Raw genomic sequence first — 20,679 nt, forward strand, 5'->3', positions numbered from 1 at the left:
GCTTTCAATGGCCGCCGGCGCTGGCTTCAGCGGGGGCGGCGGAAGAGGAGGAGGCGGCGCTTGCGCCCACCGGCCCGATCAGGGCCTGGTCGAGCTCGGCCTCGGCGAGGAAGAAATCGCGCTGGGCCTCGATCGCCGCCGACACCGCGACGATCTGCGCGCGCGCGTCGGCCAGCAGCTCGAACACGCCGATCAGCATGCCGTTGTAGCGCAGCAGGTTCTCGTCGGCGATGCGCTGCCGGGTCGGCACGATCTCGGTGGCGTAGTGGCGCGCGATATCGAAGGCCGAGCGGTAGCGCCCGTAGGCCTCGCGGGCTTCCGAGCGGGCCTGGATCGCGGTGTGGGCGGTGCGTTCGAGCGCCTGCATATAGAGGCTCTCGGCGCGCGCGACCCGGGCCTGGCCCCAGTCGAACAAGGGCAGCTCCAGGCTCAGCTCGAAGCCGCGCTGGGTCGGCTCCTCCTTGCTGCTGTTGCGGACGATGCCCAGCTCCAGCACGTTGATGAAACGGGTGCGCTGGCTCAGGCCCAGTTCGCTGGCGCGCAGCTCGGCAGCGCGCTTGGCGGCCTGCACATCGAGGCGCTGGGCGATCGCCTGGCGCTCGACCTCGGGCAGCTCGCGCGCTGCGCCGGGCAGCGCGGGCAGACGCTCGGGCAGGTGGAACTTCGTTTGCTCGCCCCACAGGCCCAGCGCCCGTATCAGCGTCTCGCGCTGGCTGCGCGCCTGGGCCTCGGCACGCGCCACGGACAAGGCGGCCTCGGCATAGAAGCCATGCTCGCGGGCCTGGCGCAGCTTGTTGACATTGCCGGCCGCAGCCATGCGCCGCGCCAGTTCGGCACCGGCCTCGGCGGCTTCCATCACCTGACGGCTGTACTGCCGCAGCTGCTCGGCGGCCAGCGCCTGGTAGTAGGCCTCGCGGGCCTGGGCTGCAATCGCCAGCACTTGCAGGGCCAGGTCTTGCTGGGTCTGCCGCAGGCGCAGCGCGCCAACGCGCCGGCTCCGGTCCAGGCTCAGCCAGCTGCCCAGATTCAGGTGCAGGCCGCGCTCGATCTCGGTCTCGCTGCCCTGGCGCATGCGGCCCAGGCTCAGCCCGGGGTTCAGCGGCCGGCTCAGCTGCACCAGATCCGCGTCGGCTACACCCAGCTGATGCAGCTCGGCGCGCAGGCCGCGGTGGTTCAGGAGCGCGATCTGCACCGCGCTATCGGCCGTCAGCGGCAGGGCCAGCAGCTCGGCGACACGGGTGGCCAGGGCCTCAGCTTGCTCGGCATCGCGCGGCCACTGCAGATCCTGTTTCAGCAGGGCCTGGGTTTGCGCCTGCAGCGGCGCGAAACGTTCTTGCGGCTGCAGGCTGGCGCAGCCTGCCAGGGCCAGGCCGGCGCACACGAGTGCCGGTCTCATCAACAGAGGGTTCATGTGGCGGCCCTCAGTGCTTGTGGACCGGCGCCGAGGCGGCGGCTTCCCGCGCGTAGGCGCGCCAGCCGCCGGCTTGCTGGACGCGGCGATTCGCGGCGCGCCAGTCGGCCAGCTCGGCCTCGCTGAGGGGCTTGTAGTGTTGCAGCGCGGAGGGGGGGCGTGCCGGAGGCACCTCGGCCTTGGGGTCCGTCGGGTCGGGCCTGGCTTGCGCCAGCGCGCTCAGGGCGGCGCCGGCGAGCAGGCCGGCCGCCAGATAGGGCAGTGCAGATGTCATCGCATCCTCGCGTGAGGAAAAGTCGAAAGAGAAAGGGCGAGCCGGCATGAAGCCGATGCGCGCCGGACTGCTTACGCGAGGAGGGGTCTGGGTGGGCGTTCGAGCCCGGCCATGGTGATGCTCAGGCGGGCTGCTTCGGGCTGGGCGATGTGCACGCCATGGCCGGCAGGACTGGGCAGGGGCGGCATGGCGCTGGGTAGCGCGGCGCCCACGCAGCAGGCGGCGCAGGCGCTGCACTGGTGGCCGACCTGGTGGTCTGCGTGGGCAGGCGCGTCCTCCGCATGATGGGCATGCTCAGGGCCGGCGTCGTGCTGTGCGGAGGAATGTGTGGACTGACGCCCACCATGATCGCCGCAGCCCAGCATCAAGGTCGCCGCCATGGCCTGCAGGGGCAGAGCCAGGGCCAGGGCCCAGATCAGGGCCCTGAGCCAGTGGAGGGGCAGCAGGCGGCGCATGGGCGCCAGTGTAGTGCAGCCCGCGACTCCGCCGCCGCTCAGGCCTTTGCGGCCTTGGCCGCCTTGCGCAGCGCCACCGCATCCGGCAAGGCCTGCCCCGCCTGGCCTTGCAGGCGGAACACGCTGACGGAGTTTGCGACTTCCTGGGCCTTGTCATTCAGACCCAGGGCCGAGGCCGAGACCTGCTCGACCAGGGCGGCGTTCTGCTGGGTCAGGCTGTCGAGCTGGGCCACGGCCGCATTGATCTGGTCCATGCCCTGACGCTGCTCGTTCATGCCCTGGCTGATGCGGGTGATCAGACCGTGCACTTCCTCGACCGATTGCTGCACCTCGCCCATCGCGCGGCCGGCGTTCAGCACCTGGGTGCCGCCCTCGGCGACCCGCTCGCTGGAGGCCTGGATCAGGCCGCGCACTTCCTTGGCGGCCTCGGTGGTGCGTTGCGACAAGGTGCGCACCTCGGCGGCGACCACCGCGAAGCCGCGCCCCTGCTCGCCGGCGCGTGCGGCTTCGACGGCGGCATTGAGCGCCAGGATATTGGTCTGGAAGGCGATGCTGTCGACCACCTGGATGATGTCGGCGATGCGGGCCGAGGATTGGGCGATGCTGTCCATCGTCGTCGAGACCGCCTGCACCGCCGCCGCGCTGCGCTGACTGACCTGGCGGGCCGCGTCGGCGCGGGTTGCGGCGGTGGCCGCCATCTCGGTGCTGGCATGGACGGTGGCGGTGATCTGCTCCATCGACGAGGCGGTCTGCTGCAGATTGCTGGCCTGCGACTCGGTGCGGCCCGACAGGTCCTGGTTGCCGGCCGAGATCGCCTGTGTGCTCTGGCGCATCTGCATCACGCCGACGCGGGCGTCGCGCACGATGGACATCAGGTTGACGTTGAGCTGGGCCAGCGCGGCGGTGACGCGGCCGATCTCGTCGCGCCGGCCGCTCTTGATCTGCTGGGTCAGGTCGCCGGCGGCGATGCGGTTGGCGAAGCCGACCAGGGCCTCGATAGGTGCCAGCGCCGCGCCGCGCAGATACCAGCCGCCCAGCAGGGCCAGCACCGCGATGGCCAGCGCGCCGGCCCAGGCCATGCCGGAGCCGCTGAGCCACAGGCCCAGGCCCAGGCCCGCCAGCCCGACCAGCAGCACCGTCAGGCTCATGCGGGTGCCCAGGCTCAGGCGCAGCGCCTCGCGCAGCCGCCCGCCCAGCGAGAGATTGATCAACTGGCCCTGGCGCAGACGCAAAGGCCCGTTCTCGCCCTGTTCGCGCATGCGGGCATACAGCGCCTCGGCGGCCTCGATGGCCTGGCGATCCGGCTCGGTGCGCACCGACATGAAGCCGCTGGGCTGGCCGCGCTCGTCCATGATGGGGGTGACATTGGCCTGCACCCAGTAGTGGTCGCCGTCCTTGCGCCGGTTCTTCACCATGGCCGACCAGGGCTGGCCGCTCTGTATGGTCTCCCACAGATCCCGGAAGGCCTCGGGCGGCATGTCCGGATGGCGGATCATATTGTGCGGCTGGCCCAGGATCTCCTGGTGCTCATAGCCGCTGACCGTCACAAAGGCGGCGTTGCAGTAGACGATGCGCCCCTGCAAGTCCGTCGTGGAAACCAGCGTCTCACCGCGTGGGAACGGATACTCGCGCTGGGTCACAGGCCCGTTGTTTCGCATGACACCCCCTGATGGCTCGCGCCACTCGGAAGTGGCGATGGCTTGATGGCGGCCCGCCGCAGCTCTGAAGTCCGCTAGGTCGGGCGGGTCGAGCATAGCGGCTGTCGGCGCGAATTGGCAAACTCATTTCAGGCGACCTTGCGGCATGGCCCGGCCTGCTATGGTGCTGCGCCTGCGCCAAAGAATGGGAGGGCAAGATGCAGTTGATTGTCTCGGCCGGGGTCATCCTGGTCATCGTGGTCTGGGGCCTGCTGGCACCGGGGCAACTGGGTGCGGTGTTCGAGCAAGTCCTGACCCTGATCACCCGCAACTTCGGCTGGCTCTATCTGTGGGTGGTGCTGGGTCTGGTGCTGCTGGCGGGGCTGCTGGCTTTCAGCCGCTATGGCAGCCTCAAGCTGGGTGCCGAAGATGAGGAGCCCGAGTTTTCGCTGGGGGCCTGGTTTGCGATGCTCTTCGCTGCCGGCATGGGCATCGGCCTGGTGTTCTGGGGCGTGGCCGAGCCGATCTCGCATTTCGGCGCGCCGCCGCCGGGTATCGCCGCCGGCACGCCGGAGGCCGCCAATGCGGCGATGCGCTACAGCTTCTTCCACTGGGGTCTGCACCCCTGGGCTGTCTACAGCATCGTGGCGCTGGCGATCGCCTTCTTCCAGTTCCGCCGGGGTGGCGCGGCCTTGATCAGCACCTCGCTGCAGGCCCTGCCGTGGCGGCCGGTGCAGCGTCTGGCCGGCGTCTTCAACGTGCTGGCGGTGATCGCCACCGCCTTTGGCGTCGCGGCCTCGCTGGGCATAGGCGCGCTGCAGATCAATAGCGGACTGCAGGCGGTGTTCGGTCTGCCGATCGGCACAGCCTCGCAGGTGGGCATCATCGTCGTGACCACCGCGCTCTTCATAGCCTCGGCGGTGACCGGCGTCGCGCGTGGCATCAAATGGCTGTCCTCGCTGAACCTGATCGTCGCCGCCCTGCTGGCCCTGGCCATCTTCGTGCTGGGTCCGACCATCACCATCATCGACACCTTCACCAACACGCTGGGCAGTTATCTCAGCGAGTTCGTGCGCATGAGTCTGCGCATGACGCCGTTCCGCGCCAGCGAATGGGTCGGCGGCTGGACCATCTTCTACTGGGCCTGGTGGATCTCCTGGTCGCCCTTTGTCGGCCTTTTCATCGCGAGGGTTTCCAAGGGCCGCACGGTGCGCGAGTTCATCGTCGGCACTGTGTTGGCGCCGAGCCTGGCCGCCTTCATCTGGTTCTCGGTCTTCGGTGGCACGGCGCTGCATCTGGAGGTCTGGCAGGGCGTACCGCTGTCGGAGGCGGTCAAGGCCGACGTGTCGACCGCCTTGTTCGCGATGTTCGATGCGCTGCCGCTGGGCGGGCTGATGTCGGGCGTGGCGACCCTGCTGGTGCTGGTGTTCTTCGTCACCTCCGGCGACTCGGCGGTGCTGGTGCTGGGCATCATGAGCAGCGGCGGCAATGCCAACCCGAGCCGGCGCGTCAAGGTGATCTGGGGCCTGCTGGTGTCGGGCATCGCGATCAGCCTGCTGCTGGCCGGTGGCGTCAAGGCGGTGCAGACGGCCACCATCGTGTTTGCCCTCCCCTTCACCATTGTCATCGTGCTGATGGCGGCCTCGCTGTGGCGCGGTCTGCGCGAGGACTGGCTGGACGAGCAAAGGCGCGAGCGCGCCTTGCGCAAGAAGATGCGCGAGCTGGCCGGCGAGCGCTGAGGGCCTGGGCCTCTCAGCGCCCGGTCTTCTTCACTCTTCGTTGCGGAACACCAGCTTGACCTCGTGGGTCTGCTTTTCGCCGCTGGCCTCGAAGCGCCAGTCCATCAGTGCGCGCGTCACGGCGCGATCAAACACGCGGCGCGGCTCGGCCTCGACGATGGCCACCTCGGTGACCTTGCCCTCGCCGTCGATCGACATCTTGGCCTTGATCACGCCGCTGGTGATCGATTGCTGGGCCGCTTCGCGCGGGAACTCGGGCGGTACCTTCTTGATGATCTTCGGCGCGGCGGCCTGGGCGGCGATGCCGATCAGCAGGGCGCTGGCGGCGAGGACTCGGGCGAGGGTGGAGAGTTTGCTCATGGGAACCTCTTGAAACAAAGGGGAGAGGAAAGGGGGAAAGAAATCAGGCGGCGACCGGCTCGGCGCGGAAGAAGCCGACCGCGTCGAGCAGCCGGGTGGAGCTCTGTTTGAGCTCGTCGGTGGAGCGGCTGAGCTCGTCGACCAGGGTGGTGTTCTGCTGCGTCGTGCGATCCAGCTCGCTCATCGCGTTGTTGACGACGCCGACGCCGGCGGCCTGCTCCTGGGCCGAGTGCGAGATCTCCTCGATCAGCTGGCCCATATTGTTGACCTCGTCGACCACCGAGCGGATCGTCACGCCGGCGTTGTCGACCAGCTTGGTGCCGTTCTCGACCTTGACGGACGATTCCTGGATCAGCACCTTGATCTCCTTGGCGGCGGTAGCGCTGCGCTGGGCCAGCGAGCGCACCTCGCTGGCCACCACCGCGAAGCCGCGGCCGTGCTCGCCGGCGCGGGCCGCTTCGACGGCCGCGTTCAGCGCCAGGATATTGGTCTGGAAGGCGATGCCGTCGATCACGCCGATGATGTCGCCGATCTTCTTCGAGCTGGCGCTGATCTCCTCCATCGTCGACACCACCTTGGCCACCACGCTGCCGCCGGCCGAGGCCGATTGGCGCGCCTTGGCGGCGATGCCGGAGGCCTTGCGGGTCAGCTCGCTGGCACCGTTCAGGTTGGACGCGATCTGCTCGACCGAGGCGGCGGTGTTCTGCAGGCTGGCGGCCGAGCGCGCGGTGCGGTCGGACAGGTCGATATTGCTGCCGGCGATCACGCCCGAGCTGTGCGCCACCTCACCGGCGGCCGAACTGACGCTCTGCACCACGCCCGACAAGGCCGACTGCATCTCGCGCATCGCCAGCAGCATCTCGCCGAGCTCGTCCTTGCTGTCGACCACAATGGTCTGCGTCAGGTCGCCGGCGCTGATCGCCTGGGCGGCCTGCTGGGCCTTGCGGGCCGGCAGCACGATGGAGCGGGCGATCGCCCAGCCGCCACCCAGGCCGATCGCGGCCGCCACCGCGACCAGCAGCGCGGTGATCAGGATCGACGAACGTGCCAGCTCGCCGCCGGACACGGCCAGGTTGCGGGCGTTCTCGAACTGCAGATCGATCAGGCTCTTGAGCCCGTCCTGGTAGGCCTGCTGGGTCGGGCGCACATCGGTGATCAGGCTCTCGCGCGACTCATCCGGATTGCCGGCCTCGGCCACCTTGCGGAACTTGGCGACCGAGGCCATGAACTTGGCCTCGCGCTCGCGCACCTGGGCGATCAGCTCCTTCTCCTTGGCATCGTCGCCTTGGCCCAGGCTGCCGAGCTGCTTTTCGGTGTCGAGCACGGCAGCGTCGATGGCGGCGTTCTGGCGCTTGATCTGGCGCGCCTCGTCCAGCAGGATCAGGTCGCGGGCGGCGCGGGCAATGATGTTGACATTGCTCTCCAGCGCGTTGGCGCTGGCGATCTTGACCAGGCTGGTGTTGGCCGTGCTGTCCAGGTCCTGGGCCAGGCGGTTGGCGTTGCCGGCGCCGAAGCTGCCGATCGCGATCATGAGCAGCACCAGCAGGGCATAGCTCACCGCCAGGCGCTGGCTGATGCGCAGCTGTGACAGAAACTTCATCGGAAGATCCCTCGATTAGGTCATTGGTTTGGACGCCGCGCGGTACGTGGCGTGGCCGGACTATCGGTGCCAATGACCCTCAATTGAGGGGGTGTCTTGTCAGCTCAGTGCAAGGTCGTGACAAAGGCCGCAGTTACACCTCGAAACCAAGGGTTTTCATGGAGTCAGGTCTTGTGGCTCATTTGACGCGCAGCACGTCCAGCGCGGTTACATCGCCGGCCTGATGGCCCCAGCTGCTGCGCAGATGACTGGCGATGGCCGCCAGTTCGCGATCGCTCAGCACGCCGGCAAAGGGCGGCATGCCGAAGGGGCGCGGGTTGCCGGCGGTGGCCGGCGCATAGCTGCCGCGCAGCATCACGCGCAGCAGGTTGTCGCTAGTCCCCATCGTCACCGTGCGGTTGCCGGCCAGGGCCGGATAGATGCCGGCCACGCCGCGGCCCTGCTCGCCATGGCAGCTGGCGCAGTGCTGTTCGTAGAGCTTGCCGCCCAGCTCACGCAGGGCCGGATCGGGCTTCGGAGGCCGGGGTCGGGTCTTGCCCTGGGGCGGCAGGGCTTGCAGATAAGCGCCCATCGCGCGCAGATCGGCCTCATCCAGATGCTGGGTGCTGCCCAGTATCACCTCGCTCATCGGGCCCAGCGCGCTGGCGCGCTCGTTGCGGCCGTGCTTGAGCCAGTCGCGCAGCTCGGCGCTGTTCCAGCCGGCCACCCCGGCCTCGGCCGGGTCCTGCAGCGAGGGCGCGTACCAGCCCAGCTCGCGCAGCGCCCCGCCGCTCAGGTCCCGGGCGTCGGTGAGTGCACCCAGGCTGTTGCGCGGCGCGTGGCAGGCATTGCAGTGGCCCAGACCCTCGACCAGATAGGCGCCGCGGTTCCACTCGGCGCTGCGCGTGGGCTCGGGCGTGAACACGGCCGGGCGGAAGTACAGCGCGCGCCAGACCGCCAGCGCCGCCTGGGTGTTGTAGGGGAAGCGCAGCTCGTGAGCCCGAGGGGGCTGAGCGACGGGGCTCAGGCTTTGCAGATAGGCGTAGAGCGCGTCGCTGTCGGCGCGGGTCACCAGCGCGTAGTTGGTGTAGGGGAAGGCCGGCGTCAGCAGGCGGCCATCGCGGCCGCGGCCGTTATGGAGCGCGCCCCAGAACTGCTCGGCGCTCCAGGAGCCGAGGCCGGTGGCGGCATCGGGAGTCAGGTTCGATGAGAAGACCGCGCCGAACGGGGTCGGTATCGCGCGGCCGCCGGCATAGGGCTGGCCGCCACGCGCGGTATGGCAGCCCATGCAGTTGCCGGCACGGGCCAGATAGGCGCCGCGTTCGACCAGGGCCGGCGTGATCGCGAGCGGGCCGGCGGCGGGTCCGCCCTCGTCCAGATGGTTCAGCCCGTAGACTAGGGCGGCCGCGAGCAGGGCGGTCAATGCGAAGGCCAGCACGCCGACGATGGCGCGGCGCCTCATTGCAGGCCTCCGCAGGCCATCGGCAGCGGCGCGGGCAGGGCAGCCGCGGGCTTGCTGCCGGGCGGCATGGGCTGGGCCGCCAGCCATTGCGAGACGGCATTGATCTCCTCGACCTTGAGCTGCTTGGCGATATGGCCCATGCAGTCGGGTGCGACCGCGCGGCGCTGGCCGCTGCGCCAGGCGCCCAGCTGGCCGTTCAGGTAGTCGCGCGGCAGGCCCAGCAGGCCGGGGATGAAGGGCTGGACGCCGCTCAGCTTCTCGCCATGGCATTGCACGCAGGCCGGCAGCTTGCGCAGCGGATCGCCCTGCAGCACCAGCGCACGGCCGCGTGCCAGCGTGGCCGCGTCCACGCTTGGGGCCTGCGGCGCCGGATAGGGCAGCTCGAGCTGGGCGAAATGGCCGGCCAGCTCCAGCAGATAGGCGTCCGACAGCGGGGCGATCAGATCGCTCATCAGGCCGTAGTCGCGCCGACCATCGCGGAAATTGAGCAGCTGCTTGTAGAGATAGCCCTGTGGCTTGCCGGCCAGGCGCGGGTGGTAGCCGTCGGCGGCGGCGCGGCCCTGCTTGCCGTGGCACAGGGTGCAGGCCTGGGCGCGCTGGGCGATGCTGTCTTCGACGGCCGGCGCCGCGACAGCCGCGCCGGCGACCAGCATCAGGGGCAGGAGGAGTCTTGAGGGCAGGGCAAACATGGGCCTGATGCTGCCGGCTGGCGGCCGCCTTGAGAAGGATCAGATGCGGGACAAACCACCCGATCAGATGGCGGCGGTGCGGCCGCCGAAGATGGCCGTGCCCACGCGCACGATGCTGGCGCCCTCGGCAATCGCGGCCTCCAGGTCGGCGCTCATGCCCATCGACAAGGTGTCCAGGGCCAGGCCTTGCCGGTTGAGCTCGGCCAGCAGGCCCGCCAGCGCGCGGTGCGGCGCGCGCTGGGCCTGCTGGTCGGCGGCGGGCTCGGGAATGGCCATCAGGCCGCGCAGGCGCAAGCGTGGCAGCGCCGCCACGGCATGAGCCAGGGCCGGCAACTCGTCCGGCGCCACGCCGCTCTTGCTGGCCTCGCCGCTGATATTGACTTGCAGGCAGATCTGCAGCGGCGCCATCTCGGCGGGGCGCTGGTCCGACAGGCGCTGCGCGGTCTTGAGCCGGTCGACGCTGTGCACCCAGTCGAAGGCCTCGGCCACCGGCCGGGTCTTGTTGCTTTGCAAGGGACCGATCAGATGCCACTCGATCTGCGCGCGCAGATCGCTCAGCTCGGCGATCTTGTCCAGCCCCTCCTGCACATAGTTCTCGCCGAAGCGGCGTGCACCGGCCGCGAAGGCCTCGCGCACCGCGTCGCCAGAAAACGTCTTGCTGACCGTCAGCAGCGTGACACTTTGCACGGGCCGACCGGCAGCCTCACAGGCCGTTTCAATGCGCTCTTGCAGCTGTTGTAAGTTCTCGGAGATCGTCGCCATAATGGCCCACGCTAATTCGCTCGTTTATGGACATCACCCAACTGCTGGCATTCTCGGTCAAGAACAAGGCCTCCGACTTGCATCTCTCGGCCGGTTTGCCGCCGATGATCCGGGTCCACGGCGATGTGCGCCGCATCAATGTCGAGGCACTCGAGCACCGCCAGGTGCACGACATGGTGTACGACATCATGAACGACTCGCAGCGCAAGGCCTATGAGGAAACGCTGGAGGTCGACTTCTCCTTCGAGATCCAGGGCCTGGCGCGCTTTCGCGTCAATGCCTTCAACCAGAACCGCGGCGCCGGCGCCGTGTTCCGGACCATTCCGTCCAAGATCCTGTCGCTGGAGCAGCTCAACGCGCCCAAGGTCTTTGCCGAGCTGGCGCTGAAGCCGCGCGGCCTGGTGCTGGTGACAGGCCCGACCGGCTCGGGCAAGTCGACCACCCTGGCCGCCATGGTCAACCACCTGAACGAAAACGAGTACGGCCACATCCTGACCATCGAGGACCCGATCGAGTTCGTCCACGAGTCCAAGAAGAGCCTGGTCAACCAGCGCGAGGTCGGCCCGCACACACTGAGCTTCGCGAACGCGCTGCGCTCGGCGCTGCGCGAGGATCCGGACTGCGTGCTGGTCGGCGAAATGCGCGATCTGGAGACCATCAGGCTGGCGCTGACCGCCGCCGAGACGGGCCACCTGGTGTTCGGCACGCTGCACACCTCGTCGGCGGCCAAGACCGTCGACCGTATCGTCGATGTGTTCCCGGCGGCCGAGAAGGAAATGGTGCGGGCCATGGTGTCGGAATCGCTGGTCGCGGTGATCTCGCAAAGCCTGTGCAAGCTCAAGGACGGCACCGGCCGTGTGGCGGCGCACGAGATCATGCTGGGCACCTCGGCGATCCGCAATCTGATCCGCGAGAACAAGGTCGCGCAGATGTACTCGGCGATCCAGACCGGCAACCAGCAGGGCATGCAGACGCTGGACCAGAACCTGACCGATCTGGTCCGGCGCAACATCATCTCGCCGATGGAAGCTCGATCAAAGGCCAAGTTCCCCGAAAATTTCCCTGGTTGATCAAGGATCCCATTCATGGAACGCGACCAGGCCTCGAAATTCATCAACGACCTCTTGCGCCTGATGATCTCGCGCAAGGGCTCCGATCTGTTCCTGACCGCGGACTTTCCGCCGGCGATCAAGGTCGACGGCAAGGTCACCAAGGTCTCGCCCCAGCCGCTGACCGGCCAGCACACCTTGCAGCTGGCCCGTTCCATCATGAACGACAAGCAGGCGGCCGAGTTCGAGCGCAACAAGGAATGCAATTTCGCGATCTCGCCGGCGGGTGTCGGCCGCTTTCGCGCCAATGCCTTTTTGCAGCAGGGCCATGTGGGCCTGGTCTTGCGGACGATTCCTGCCACGCTGCCGACGATTGCCTCGCTGGAGCTGCCCGCCATCCTCAATGATGTCGTGCTGGCCAAGCGCGGCCTGGTCATCGTGGTCGGCGCCACCGGCTCGGGCAAGAGCACCTCGCTGGCGGCCATGGTCGACCACCGCAACGAGAGCACCTTCGGCCACATCATCACGATCGAGGATCCGGTCGAGTTCGTCCACCCGCACAAGAACTGCATCGTGACCCAGCGCGAGGTCGGCATCGACACCGACAGCTGGGAATCGGCGCTGAAGAACTCGCTGCGCCAGGCGCCCGATGTGATCCTGATGGGCGAGCTGCGCGACCGCGAGACCATGGAACACGCGGTGGCCTTTGCCGAGACAGGCCATCTGTGCATGGCCACCCTGCATGCGAACAGCGCCAACCAGGCGCTGGACCGCATCATCAACTTCTTCCCCGAGGAGCGGCGCAGCCAGTTGCTGATGGACCTGTCGCTGAATCTGCGCGCGCTGGTCTCGCAGCGCCTGCTGCCGCGCCAGGAGGGCAAGGGCCGGATCGCGGCGGTCGAGATCCTCTTGAACACGCCGTTGGTGTCGGACCTGATCTTCAAGGGCGAGGTCGGCGAGATCAAGGAGATCATGAAGCGCTCGCGCGAGCAGGGCATGCAGACCTTCGACCAGGCGCTGTTCGATCTCTACGAGGCCAACAAGGTCACCTACGAAGACGCGCTGCGCAATGCCGACTCGGTCAACGATCTGCGCCTGCAGATCAAGCTCAATAGCGAGCGGGCCCGCTCCGGCGATCTGTCGTCCGGCACCGAGCATCTGACCATCGTTTGAGCCATCGTTTAGAGTCGGGTGCATGAATGCACCCACACGCACCTACGAACCCATCCCGCCGCGCCAAGTGGCGTTTCTTGGCCTCGGCGTCATGGGCTATCCCATGGCCGGCCATCTGGCCCGCGCCGGCCATGCCGTGACGGTCTACAACCGCACGGCCGCCAAGGCCCAGGCCTGGGCAGAAGAATACGGCGGCAAGGCCGCTGCAACCCCCGCAGCAGCGGCGGCCGGTGCCGACATCGTGTTCGCCTGTGTCGGCAATGACGACGATCTGCGCTCGGTCGTGCTGGGCGAGACTGGCGCATTTGCGGGCATGCAGGCCGGCGCGATCTTCGTCGACCACACGACGGCGTCGGCCGAGGTGGCGCGCGAGCTCTATGCCGCAGCGCTGGCCGCCGGCCTGCAGTTCGTCGACGCGCCGGTTTCGGGCGGCCAGGCGGGCGCCGTCAACGGCGCGCTGACGGTGATGTGCGGCGGCGATGCCGCGCCGTTCGCGAGCATCCAGCCTGTGGCCCTGGCTTTTGCGAAGGCCGTGACCCTGGTCGGCGCCTCGGGTGCCGGTCAGCTGGCCAAGATGGTCAACCAGATCTGCATCGCCGGCCTGGTGCAGGGCCTGTCGGAAGCGATTGCCTTCGGCCAGAAGGCTGGCCTGGACATGGGTCAGGTGCTGGACGTGATCGGCAAGGGCGCGGCCCAGAGCTGGCAGATGGACAACCGTGGCAAGACCATGGTGGACGACAAGTTCGACTTCGGTTTTGCGGTCGACTGGATGCGCAAGGACCTGGGTCTGGTGCTCGACGAGGCCCGCCGCAATGGCGCCAAGCTGCCGGTGACGGCCTTGGTGGACCAGTTCTATGCCGATGTCCAGACCCTGGGCGGGAATCGCTGGGACACCTCCAGCCTGATCAAGCGGCTGAAGTAAGGCAGGCTCGGCGCCTACTTCGTCGGTGCCGGCTTCGGGGTGATGCGGGCCAGCTCTTCTTCGCTGATCAGCTCGACCGCGCGCACCACCTTCTGCACGCCGCTGACGCCACGCGCGATCTCGGCGGCGCGGGTGGCTTCGCGCTCGGTGACGCGGCCCATGATGTAGACGGTGCCGCGCTCGACCACGACGTAGAAGGCGTTGGAGATCAGGTCGCGGGCATCGACCAGGCTGGCCTTGACCTTGCTCGCGATCAGCACATCGTTGGAGCGGCTGGTCAGCGAGCTCTTGCCGGCGACGCCGATCTCATTGAGCACCCGGCTGACGTTCTCGACCTGGGCCACCAGGCGCTCGGCCGCCTCGCGGTCGGCCTCGGTCGGCGCCTCGCCGGTCAGCAGCGCGATGCGGTTGTAGCTGTTGACATTGATGTGCGCGCGCTCGCCGAACTGCTCGCGCAGCCGGGCGCCGGCCTTCAGCTCGATGCCCTGGTCTTCGATCTGCGTGCCCGAGGTGCGGCGGTCGGTGCTCATCATCACGCCGCCCACCATCGCGCCGCCCAGTATCAGCGGCGCGCAGGCGCTGCTCAGCAGGGCCGCGCCCAGGGTGCTGAGCAGGACGGCGCGGCGCGCCAGCGATAGAGATTTCGGCAAGAACGGCATCATGGCTTTCCAGTGGCTAGGGTTCGGGCGCGGCTCACTCGCCGGCACCCAGCAATTGCAGGTCCACCGCATCGCACAGGCAATGCGACAGCAGACGGTGCGCCTCGGCGACGCGCGCGGCGCGGCTGTGCGGCACGCGGATCTGCACATCGGTGTCGAGCAGGGCGCCGCGCAGGTCTTCGTCCAGATTGCTGGTCAGCGCGATCACGCTCATCTCCTGCGCATGGGCGGCGTCCAGCAAGGCGCCATGGGTGGCGCGGGTGGCGCTCTGCGCCTCGAACATCAGCAGCAGGTCACCGGGATGGCCCAGGGCCTGGATCTGGCGGGTCAGTGCGGCCGTGGCATCGACCTGGCGACTCAATGCGTCCAGGCTCCAGGCCGCGAGGCCGGGGCGCTCCTGCTCGAAGCGGCCGACCAGCAGCGCGGCCATATAGCGGGCGTCCAGATCCGAGAGCCCGAGCCCGCAGCACAGCACCCGGCCGCCGGCGGTGATGCCGTCCACCAGCATCTGCGCTGCGGCGGCCAGCGGCCGCGACAGGCTCTCGGCCACCTGGTACTGCAGGTCGGCGCTCTCGAAGAATTGTTGTTGGATCCGTTGTTCAAGCATTGGCGCGGATCATAAGCCAGGGAAAACGCCTAGCCCGCATCGAAGGCGGCCTGCAGCCATTCGATGGCCTCGCCGTCCAGCGCGACCACATCGAAGCGGCAGGGCGGCGGCGAGGCATAGCGCATCAGATAGCGGCGCGCCGCATAGATCAGGCGGCGCTGCTTGGTGGGGGTGACGCTGGCGGCCGCGCCGCCATGCGAGAAGCCGGCCCGGGCACGCACCTCGACAAAGACCAGGGTGCCGTCGCGATCACGCAGAATCAGGTCCACCTCGCCGGCCCGGGCGCTGGGTCCGCCGGCGACCCGATAATTGCGTTCCAGCAGCCGCAGGCCCTGCTGCTGCAGATGCTGCAGCGCCCGGTCTTCGGCAGCGTCCCCGCTTTTCTTGGGAGAGCCCTTTTTGTCGAACATCGATGCCTCCCTGCTGCTGCAGGCGGCCGCTGCGGCGGCCGGTGGCCAGCAGTATCCCGCAGCCACGCTCTATGTGGTGGCCACGCCGATCGGCAATCTGGCTGACCTGAGCTTCCGCGCCGCCCATGTGCTGAGCCTGGTCGACGCCGTGGCCTGCGAGGACACGCGGGTCAGCGCCGGCCTCTTGCGCCATCTGGGCCTGCACAAGCCGCTGATCGCGCTGCACCAGCACAACGAGCATCAGGGCAGCGCGGCGCTGATCGGCCGGCTGCAGGCCGGCGAACGCATCGCCTATATCTCCGACGCCGGCACGCCGGCCATTTCCGACCCCGGCGCGGTGCTGGTCGCGGCCGTGGCCGCTGCGGGGCTGCGCGTCTTTCCGGTGCCCGGTGCCAGCAGCACCGTGACGGCGCTGAGCGTGGCCGGTGATGCGGCGGCGCAGGGCTTCGAGTTCGCCGGCTTCCTGCCGACCAAGGCGATGGAGCGCCGCACGGCGCTGCAGGCGCTGACCGGCAGCCCGCGCAGCCAGGTGCTGTTCGAGGCGCCGCACCGCATCAAGGCGCTGATCGAGCTGTTGGCCGAACTCTGCCCCGAGCAGCGGGTCACCGTCTGCCGCGAGCTGACCAAGCAGTTCGAGACCGTGCACACCGACGCCGCCGCCGCGCTGCCGGCCTGGCTGGCGGCCGACGCGCAGCGCGAGCGCGGCGAGTTCGTGCTGGTGCTGCATGCGCTGCCGGCAAAGGCCGCGGCCGAGGGCGATATCCCTGCGGAAGCCCTGCGTGCGCTGAGCCTGCTGCTGGCCGAGCTGCCGCTGAAGCAGGCGGTGGCGCTGGCCTCGGACCTGAGCGGCGCCTCGCGCAACCGGCTCTATGAGGCGGCGCTGGCGATCAAGAAGGCCCGCGAGGACTGAGTGATGACGCCGGTTCGCCAGATGCCTCAGGCGCTTCGCGGTGCGCTGCTGTCGCTGCGCGTGCTGCTGCTGTCGGCCGGGCCCTTCGCCCTCCTCGCCGTGGCCCTGCTGGTGCTGGCCTATTGGTGGTTGAATCCCAACCCGCCCAAGCGCGTCACCTTGGCCACCGGCCCGGCACAGAGCGCTTACGAGGAGTTTGGCAAGCGCTACGCCAAGGCGCTGGCGGCCGACGGCATCACGGTCGTGCTGCTGCCCAGCGAGGGCTCGGCGGCCAATCTGCAGCTGCTGCGCGAGGGCCGGGCCGATCTGGGCTTTGTGCAGGGCGGCACGGCCGAGCCGGGCGTGATACAGCAGGAGGGCCAGGAACTGCTCTCGCTGGGCAGCCTGTTCGTCGAGCCGGTCTGGTTGTTCTACCGCGCCGACACCGCCCGCAAGGTGGCGGCCGGCGCGGGCGGCGGCAAGGCGGCGAAGGCCGCCATCGCCAGCGAGGCGCGGCTCAGCAGCCTGGCGCAGCTGCAGGGCCTGCGCGTCAATGTGGGCACCGAGGGCAGTGGTGTGCCCAGTCTGGTGAACAAGCTGCTGGCCTTGAACAAGGTCGAGCCGTCCACGGTGCGGCTCTCGCGGCTGGCGCAGACCCCGGCCACCGTGGCCTTTCTCAACGGCGAGCTCGATGCGCTGGTGTTCGCCTCGGCGCCCGAGTCGCTGATGGTGCAGATGCTGCTGCAGACGCCCGGCGTGCGGTTGATGGATTTCGCGCAGAGCGAGGCCTATGCGCGCCGCTTTCCCTTTCTGACGCCCGAGACCCTGCCGCGCGGCGTGGTCGATCTGGCCGCCGACATCCCGTCCGACGATGTGCGTCTGGTGGCCTCGACCACCTCGCTGCTGGCGCGCGAGGGCACGCACCCGGCGCTGCTGCAGCTGTTCGCGCAGAACGCCCAGACCATCCACGGCGGGGCCGGCTGGTTCAACCGGGCGCGCGAGTATCCGAACACCCGCCACAGCGAGCTGCCGATCGCCAAGGAGGGCGAGCGCGCGATCAACGAGCCGGCGCCGCTGCTGCAGCGCTATCTGCCGTTCTGGATCGCCAATCTGGTCGAGCGCATGTGGCTGGTGATGGGTGTCCTGATCGCGCTGTTGCTGCCGCTGTCGCGCGTGGTGCCGCCGTTGTATGCCTTCCGCATCCGTTCGCGGGTGTTCCGCTGGTATGGCGAGCTGCGCGAGATCGAGGCGCGGGCGGAGGCCGACCCGGCCGCCGCGCCCACGCTGCTGCAGGAGCTCGACAGCCTGGAGGAGAAGGTCGGCAAGATCGTCGTGCCGCTGTCCTACACCGACGAGCTCTACGCGCTGCGCAACCATATCCATCTGGTGCGCAAGGGTCTGCGCCGCTGAGGGCGGTGGCGCTCGGCCGCTCGCTCCTACAATGCCGCTCATGATCTCCCGCGAACCCACTCTTGCCCGCCTGGTGGCGGCCCGCAGCCAGTTGCTGGAGCCCTACGGCCTCAGCGAGCTGGATCTGGCCAAGGCCTTGCGTCTGATCACCGAGCATCGCGTCGATGACGCCGATCTCTATTTCCAGACCACCCGCGCCGAGGGCTGGAGCCTGGAGGAGGGCATCGTCAAGAGCGGCTCCTTCAGCATCGATCAGGGCGTGGGCGTGCGGGCGGTGGCCGGCGAGAAGACGGCGTTTGCCTACTCCGACGATATTTCCGAAGCGGCGCTGATGGACGCGGCCCGCACGGTGCGCACGATTGCTGCGGCCGGGCAGAGCAAGAAGGTCAAGGTGCCGTCCTCGCCGCTGGTGTCGGGCAGCCGCTCGCTGTACGGCGATGCCGACCCGATCGCCAGCCTGGACAGCACCGAAAAGGTGGCCTTGCTGGAGCGCGCCGAGAAGATGGCGCGCGCCAAGGATCCGCGCGTGGCCCAGGTGATGGCCGGCCTGGCGGCCGAGCATGAGGTGGTGCTGATCGCGCGGGCCGATGGCACGCTGGCGGCCGATGTGCGGCCGCTGGTGCGGCTGTCCATCACGGTGATCGCCGAGAGCAATGGCCGGCGCGAGGTCGGCTCGGGCGGTGGCGGCGGTCGTTTCGGCCTGGCCTATTTCAGTGACGCGATGATCGCCAGCTATGTGGATCAGGCCGTCACGGCGGCGCTGACCAATCTGGAGTCGCGCCCGGCACCGGCCGGCGAGATGACCGTGGTGCTGGGCTCGGGCTGGCCCGGCGTGCTCCTGCACGAGGCCGTCGGCCATGGCTTGGAGGGCGACTTCAACCGCAAGGGCTCCAGCGTTTTTGCCGGCCGCATCGGCCAGCGCGTCGCCGCCAAGGGCGTGACGGTGCTGGACGACGGCACCATCCCGGATCGTCGCGGCTCGCTGAATGTCGACGACGAGGGCTGTGCCTCGCAGCGCAATGTGCTGATCGAGGATGGCATCCTGAAGGGCTATATCCAGGACGCGATGAATGCCCGCCTGATGAAGGTCGCACCGACCGGCAACGGCCGGCGCGAGAGCTATGCCCATGTGCCGATGCCGCGCATGACCAACACCTATATGCTGGGCGGCGACAAGGACCCGCAGGAGATCATCGCCAGCATCAAGAAGGGCTTGTACGCGACCAACTTCGGTGGTGGCCAGGTGGATATCACATCCGGCAAGTTTGTCTTCTCGGCTAGCGAAGCCTTCTGGGTCGAGAACGGCAAGATCCAGTACCCGGTCAAGGGCGCGACCATCATCGGCAACGGCCCCGATGCCCTGACCCGCGTGACGATGATAGGCAATGACATGAAGCTGGACACCGGCGTCGGCGTCTGCGGCAAGGAAGGCCAGAGCGTGCCGGTGGGCGTGGGCCAGCCGACGCTGCGCATCGACGGGCTGACCGTCGGCGGCACGGCCTAAGCCGTGCTACATTCGGTCCCCATGTATTCGCCGAAGTCCTATTTCTTTGCTTTCTTTTGGTTCTCGCACCGCACCGGCGGAGGAGAGGCAAGCGCATAAGCAAGTCAGGCGCAGCGAATCTCTAGAAACCGCCGGGCTCAGCCCAGGCGGTTTTTTTTCGTCCCACGGATCAGCAACGGAAAGAGCCAAGCCCAATGAACGCCAAGACGACCTCCCAGCATCAGGCCGAGCGCTGGTACTCGCCCCAGGACAAGACCAGCGAGACCGATGACCAGCGCATCCGCGATGTCACGCCGCTGCCGCCGCCCGAGCATCTGATCCGTTTCTTCCCGATCTCGGGCACGCCGATGGAGCAGCTGATCAGCGGCACCCGGGCCAATATCCGCAAGATCATGCAGCGCAAGGACGATCGCCTGCTGGTCATCATCGGCCCCTGCTCTATCCATGACCCGGCCGCTGCGCTCGAGTACGCGCGTCGGCTGCTGACGCAGCGCGAGAAGTACGCCGACACGCTGGAGATCGTGATGCGGGTCTACTTCGAGAAGCCGCGCACCACGGTGGGCTGGAAGGGCCTGATCAACGACCCCTATCTGGACGAGAGCTACCGCATCGACGAGGGCCTGCGCATCGCCCGCCAACTGCTGCTGGAGATCAACCGCCTGGGCATGCCGGCCGGCAGCGAGTTCCTCGACGTGATCTCGCCGCAGTACATCGGCGACCTGATCTCCTGGGGTGCGATCGGCGCGCGCACCACCGAGAGCCAGGTGCACCGCGAGCTGGCCTCGGGCCTGTCCGCGCCCATCGGCTTCAAGAACGGCACCGACGGCAATATCAAGATCGCCACCGATGCGATCCAGGCGGCGGCCCGGCCGCACCATTTCCTGTCGGTGCACAAGAACGGCCAGGTGGCCATCGTCGAGACCAAGGGCAACAAGGACTGCCATGTGATCCTGCGCGGCGGCAAGACGCCCAATTACGACGCCGAGCATGTGGCCGCCGCCGCCAAGGACCTGCTGGCCGCCAAGCTGGACGACACCTTGATGATCGATTGCTCGCATGCCAACAGCAGCAAGCAGCACAAGCGCCAGCTCGATGTGGCGCGCGATATCGCGGCGCAGATGGGTGCGGGCAGCCAGCAGATCTTCGGGGTGATGGTCGAGAGCCATCTGCACGACGGCGCCCAGAAGTTCAGCCCCGGCAAGGATGATCCGTCCAAGCTGGAGTACGGCAAGAGCATCACCGATGCCTGCCTGGGCTGGGACGATTCGCTGGAAGTGCTGGAGGTCTTGAGCGTCGCGGTCAAGGCGAGTCGCAAGTAGTTCATGCGGCTGAGCGAAAATCGGCTCAGTCACAAGGAGCAAGCGATGCGCAGCGAAGTCAAGATCGTGTTCGGCCCGGACCAGGAAATCAATCTGGTGGTCGACGCCAGCGAGGTCCTGTCCTTCGAGGCCGCCCGCCTCTGGCTGGATGAGCAGTTCGTCAAGAACGGCTGCGAGCCGATGCGGGGCGCCGGCAAGGTTTTGATCGCCGACAAGATCCTCGGCGTGGCCGCCGCCGTCGGCCCGGAGGCCTTCGAGGATGCCGCGTTTGCGCTGGACTATGCCCGCGCGGCCAGTGGCGCGCTGAGCAAGGCGCTGCTGCGGGTCGACATCCCGAAGCTGAGCCTGTCTTACTGAGTCCCTCTTGAA

21 protein-coding genes are annotated in these 20,679 nt (G+C 68.3%); 9 read left to right on the forward strand and 12 right to left on the reverse strand.

Annotation, left to right across the window (positions count from 1 at the left end):
• Window positions 1–4 precede the first annotated feature (4 nt).
• The 4 genes from PO768_RS00945 to PO768_RS00960 all read right to left on the reverse strand — a co-directional run bounded on the left by PO768_RS00945 (window position 5) and on the right by PO768_RS00960 (window position 3,798).
• Window positions 5–1,411: a TolC family protein gene (locus PO768_RS00945; protein WP_272644501.1), complete on the reverse strand. Its 1,407-nt coding sequence runs from the start codon at window positions 1,409–1,411 to the stop codon at window positions 5–7.
• Between the two features lie 10 nt (window positions 1,412–1,421).
• Window positions 1,422–1,685 (reverse strand): hypothetical protein, encoded by a 264-nt coding sequence (locus PO768_RS00950; protein ID WP_272644502.1) that lies wholly within the window; start codon window positions 1,683–1,685, stop codon window positions 1,422–1,424.
• Window positions 1,686–1,756: 71 nt separating this feature from the next.
• Entirely contained in the window at window positions 1,757–2,140 is a 384-nt protein-coding gene (locus tag PO768_RS00955; RefSeq protein WP_272644503.1) for a hypothetical protein, read from the reverse strand.
• Between the two features lie 38 nt (window positions 2,141–2,178).
• Window positions 2,179–3,798 carry a methyl-accepting chemotaxis protein gene (locus tag PO768_RS00960; protein WP_137941444.1) on the reverse strand — a complete coding sequence of 540 codons (1,620 nt, stop codon included), beginning with the start codon at window positions 3,796–3,798 and terminating at the stop codon, window positions 2,179–2,181.
• 197 nt (window positions 3,799–3,995) lie between these two features.
• On the opposite strand from PO768_RS00960, the gene PO768_RS00965 reads away from it, so the two are divergent.
• A complete protein-coding gene (locus PO768_RS00965) occupies window positions 3,996–5,516 on the forward strand; it encodes a BCCT family transporter (RefSeq protein WP_272644504.1) in 1,521 nt (506 codons plus the stop codon).
• A 30-nt stretch (window positions 5,517–5,546) separates the two neighbouring features.
• On the opposite strand, the gene PO768_RS00970 is transcribed toward PO768_RS00965, so the two are convergent.
• The 5 genes from PO768_RS00970 to PO768_RS00990 all read right to left on the reverse strand — a co-directional run bounded on the left by PO768_RS00970 (window position 5,547) and on the right by PO768_RS00990 (window position 10,368).
• On the reverse strand, window positions 5,547–5,876 hold the full coding sequence (locus tag PO768_RS00970) for a TonB family protein (RefSeq protein ID WP_262971341.1): 330 nt from the start codon (window positions 5,874–5,876) through the stop codon (window positions 5,547–5,549).
• A gap of 43 nt (window positions 5,877–5,919) precedes the next feature.
• Complete coding sequence (locus tag PO768_RS00975) at window positions 5,920–7,476, reverse strand: methyl-accepting chemotaxis protein (protein ID WP_137941447.1); 1,557 nt, start codon at window positions 7,474–7,476, stop codon at window positions 5,920–5,922.
• Between the two features lie 178 nt (window positions 7,477–7,654).
• On the reverse strand, window positions 7,655–8,917 hold the full coding sequence (locus tag PO768_RS00980) for a cytochrome c (protein ID WP_272644505.1): 1,263 nt from the start codon (window positions 8,915–8,917) through the stop codon (window positions 7,655–7,657).
• Window positions 8,914–9,606, reverse strand: coding sequence for a c-type cytochrome (locus tag PO768_RS00985; protein ID WP_272644506.1), 693 nt, complete (start codon window positions 9,604–9,606; stop codon window positions 8,914–8,916). Before PO768_RS00985 ends, PO768_RS00980 begins: the two co-directional genes overlap by 4 nt.
• Window positions 9,607–9,669: 63 nt before the next feature.
• On the reverse strand, window positions 9,670–10,368 hold the full coding sequence (locus PO768_RS00990; RefSeq protein WP_272644507.1) for a YggS family pyridoxal phosphate-dependent enzyme: 699 nt from the start codon (window positions 10,366–10,368) through the stop codon (window positions 9,670–9,672).
• Window positions 10,369–10,394: 26 nt separating this feature from the next.
• Here PO768_RS00990 and PO768_RS00995 point away from each other — a divergent pair, with 26 nt between their 5' ends.
• Genes PO768_RS00995 through PO768_RS01005 form a run of 3 tightly spaced genes read left to right on the forward strand, consistent with a single transcriptional unit; the run spans window position 10,395 to window position 13,512 of the window.
• Entirely contained in the window at window positions 10,395–11,438 is a 1,044-nt protein-coding gene (locus PO768_RS00995; RefSeq protein ID WP_137941451.1) for a type IV pilus twitching motility protein PilT, read from the forward strand.
• 15 nt (window positions 11,439–11,453) lie between these two features.
• Window positions 11,454–12,590 carry a PilT/PilU family type 4a pilus ATPase gene (locus PO768_RS01000; protein WP_137941452.1) on the forward strand — a complete coding sequence of 379 codons (1,137 nt, stop codon included), beginning with the start codon at window positions 11,454–11,456 and terminating at the stop codon, window positions 12,588–12,590.
• A 22-nt stretch (window positions 12,591–12,612) separates the two neighbouring features.
• Window positions 12,613–13,512 (forward strand): NAD(P)-dependent oxidoreductase, encoded by a 900-nt coding sequence (locus PO768_RS01005; RefSeq protein WP_272644508.1) that lies wholly within the window; start codon window positions 12,613–12,615, stop codon window positions 13,510–13,512.
• Between the two features lie 14 nt (window positions 13,513–13,526).
• On the opposite strand, the gene PO768_RS01010 is transcribed toward PO768_RS01005, so the two are convergent.
• From PO768_RS01010 to PO768_RS01020, 3 genes are read right to left on the reverse strand one after another with little or no spacing between them, the layout of a single operon-like run.
• Window positions 13,527–14,171 (reverse strand): BON domain-containing protein, encoded by a 645-nt coding sequence (locus PO768_RS01010; RefSeq protein ID WP_137941644.1) that lies wholly within the window; start codon window positions 14,169–14,171, stop codon window positions 13,527–13,529.
• A 34-nt stretch (window positions 14,172–14,205) separates the two neighbouring features.
• The gene (locus PO768_RS01015; RefSeq protein WP_137941454.1) at window positions 14,206–14,778 is read right to left on the reverse strand and encodes an SIS domain-containing protein; all 573 of its coding nucleotides are present in this window, start codon (window positions 14,776–14,778) and stop codon (window positions 14,206–14,208) included.
• 29 nt (window positions 14,779–14,807) lie between these two features.
• A complete protein-coding gene (locus tag PO768_RS01020; RefSeq protein WP_137941455.1) occupies window positions 14,808–15,188 on the reverse strand; it encodes a YraN family protein in 381 nt (126 codons plus the stop codon).
• Between PO768_RS01020 and rsmI the strand changes: the two genes are divergently transcribed.
• The 5 genes from rsmI to PO768_RS01045 all read left to right on the forward strand — a co-directional run bounded on the left by rsmI (window position 15,178) and on the right by PO768_RS01045 (window position 20,667).
• Window positions 15,178–16,098 (forward strand): 16S rRNA (cytidine(1402)-2'-O)-methyltransferase, encoded by a 921-nt coding sequence (rsmI, locus tag PO768_RS01025; RefSeq protein WP_272644509.1) that lies wholly within the window; start codon window positions 15,178–15,180, stop codon window positions 16,096–16,098. The two genes, PO768_RS01020 and rsmI, sit on opposite strands and share 11 nt — an antisense overlap.
• 21 nt (window positions 16,099–16,119) lie before the next feature.
• A complete protein-coding gene (locus tag PO768_RS01030) occupies window positions 16,120–17,487 on the forward strand; it encodes a TAXI family TRAP transporter solute-binding subunit (RefSeq protein ID WP_272644565.1) in 1,368 nt (455 codons plus the stop codon).
• A 40-nt stretch (window positions 17,488–17,527) separates the two neighbouring features.
• The gene (gene tldD, locus PO768_RS01035) at window positions 17,528–18,991 is read left to right on the forward strand and encodes a metalloprotease TldD (RefSeq protein ID WP_137941456.1); all 1,464 of its coding nucleotides are present in this window, start codon (window positions 17,528–17,530) and stop codon (window positions 18,989–18,991) included.
• Between the two features lie 194 nt (window positions 18,992–19,185).
• Entirely contained in the window at window positions 19,186–20,310 is a 1,125-nt protein-coding gene (locus PO768_RS01040; protein ID WP_272644510.1) for a 3-deoxy-7-phosphoheptulonate synthase, read from the forward strand.
• Window positions 20,311–20,355: 45 nt separating this feature from the next.
• Window positions 20,356–20,667 (forward strand): hypothetical protein, encoded by a 312-nt coding sequence (locus tag PO768_RS01045; protein ID WP_137941458.1) that lies wholly within the window; start codon window positions 20,356–20,358, stop codon window positions 20,665–20,667.
• Window positions 20,668–20,679 lie beyond the last annotated feature (12 nt).

The organism is Paucibacter sp. XJ19-41 (assembly GCF_028462495.1).
Taxonomy (GTDB): Bacteria; Pseudomonadota; Gammaproteobacteria; order Burkholderiales; family Burkholderiaceae_C; genus Roseateles_E.

Excerpts from the sequence above, each read along its gene's own strand:
- PO768_RS00980 (WP_272644505.1), bottom strand. The coding sequence starts at position 8,917 with ATGAGGCGCCGCGCCATCGTCGGCGTGCTGGCCTTCGCATTGACCGCC.
- PO768_RS01030 (WP_272644565.1), top strand. The coding sequence starts at position 16,120 with ATGCCTCAGGCGCTTCGCGGTGCGCTGCTGTCGCTGCGCGTGCTGCTG.
- PO768_RS01015 (WP_137941454.1), bottom strand. The coding sequence starts at position 14,778 with ATGCTTGAACAACGGATCCAACAACAATTCTTCGAGAGCGCCGACCTG.
- PO768_RS00965 (WP_272644504.1), top strand. The coding sequence starts at position 3,996 with ATGCAGTTGATTGTCTCGGCCGGGGTCATCCTGGTCATCGTGGTCTGG.
- PO768_RS00975 (WP_137941447.1), bottom strand. The coding sequence starts at position 7,476 with ATGAAGTTTCTGTCACAGCTGCGCATCAGCCAGCGCCTGGCGGTGAGC.
- PO768_RS01020 (WP_137941455.1), bottom strand. The coding sequence starts at position 15,188 with ATGTTCGACAAAAAGGGCTCTCCCAAGAAAAGCGGGGACGCTGCCGAA.
- tldD (WP_137941456.1), top strand. The coding sequence starts at position 17,528 with ATGATCTCCCGCGAACCCACTCTTGCCCGCCTGGTGGCGGCCCGCAGC.
- PO768_RS00955 (WP_272644503.1), bottom strand. The coding sequence starts at position 2,140 with ATGCGCCGCCTGCTGCCCCTCCACTGGCTCAGGGCCCTGATCTGGGCC.
- PO768_RS00985 (WP_272644506.1), bottom strand. The coding sequence starts at position 9,606 with ATGTTTGCCCTGCCCTCAAGACTCCTCCTGCCCCTGATGCTGGTCGCC.
- PO768_RS00945 (WP_272644501.1), bottom strand. The coding sequence starts at position 1,411 with ATGAACCCTCTGTTGATGAGACCGGCACTCGTGTGCGCCGGCCTGGCC.
- PO768_RS00995 (WP_137941451.1), top strand. The coding sequence starts at position 10,395 with ATGGACATCACCCAACTGCTGGCATTCTCGGTCAAGAACAAGGCCTCC.
- PO768_RS01000 (WP_137941452.1), top strand. The coding sequence starts at position 11,454 with ATGGAACGCGACCAGGCCTCGAAATTCATCAACGACCTCTTGCGCCTG.
- PO768_RS00960 (WP_137941444.1), bottom strand. The coding sequence starts at position 3,798 with ATGCGAAACAACGGGCCTGTGACCCAGCGCGAGTATCCGTTCCCACGC.
- PO768_RS00990 (WP_272644507.1), bottom strand. The coding sequence starts at position 10,368 with ATGGCGACGATCTCCGAGAACTTACAACAGCTGCAAGAGCGCATTGAA.
- PO768_RS01040 (WP_272644510.1), top strand. The coding sequence starts at position 19,186 with ATGAACGCCAAGACGACCTCCCAGCATCAGGCCGAGCGCTGGTACTCG.
- PO768_RS01005 (WP_272644508.1), top strand. The coding sequence starts at position 12,613 with ATGAATGCACCCACACGCACCTACGAACCCATCCCGCCGCGCCAAGTG.
- PO768_RS00970 (WP_262971341.1), bottom strand. The coding sequence starts at position 5,876 with ATGAGCAAACTCTCCACCCTCGCCCGAGTCCTCGCCGCCAGCGCCCTG.
- PO768_RS00950 (WP_272644502.1), bottom strand. The coding sequence starts at position 1,685 with ATGACATCTGCACTGCCCTATCTGGCGGCCGGCCTGCTCGCCGGCGCC.
- PO768_RS01010 (WP_137941644.1), bottom strand. The coding sequence starts at position 14,171 with ATGCCGTTCTTGCCGAAATCTCTATCGCTGGCGCGCCGCGCCGTCCTG.
- PO768_RS01045 (WP_137941458.1), top strand. The coding sequence starts at position 20,356 with ATGCGCAGCGAAGTCAAGATCGTGTTCGGCCCGGACCAGGAAATCAAT.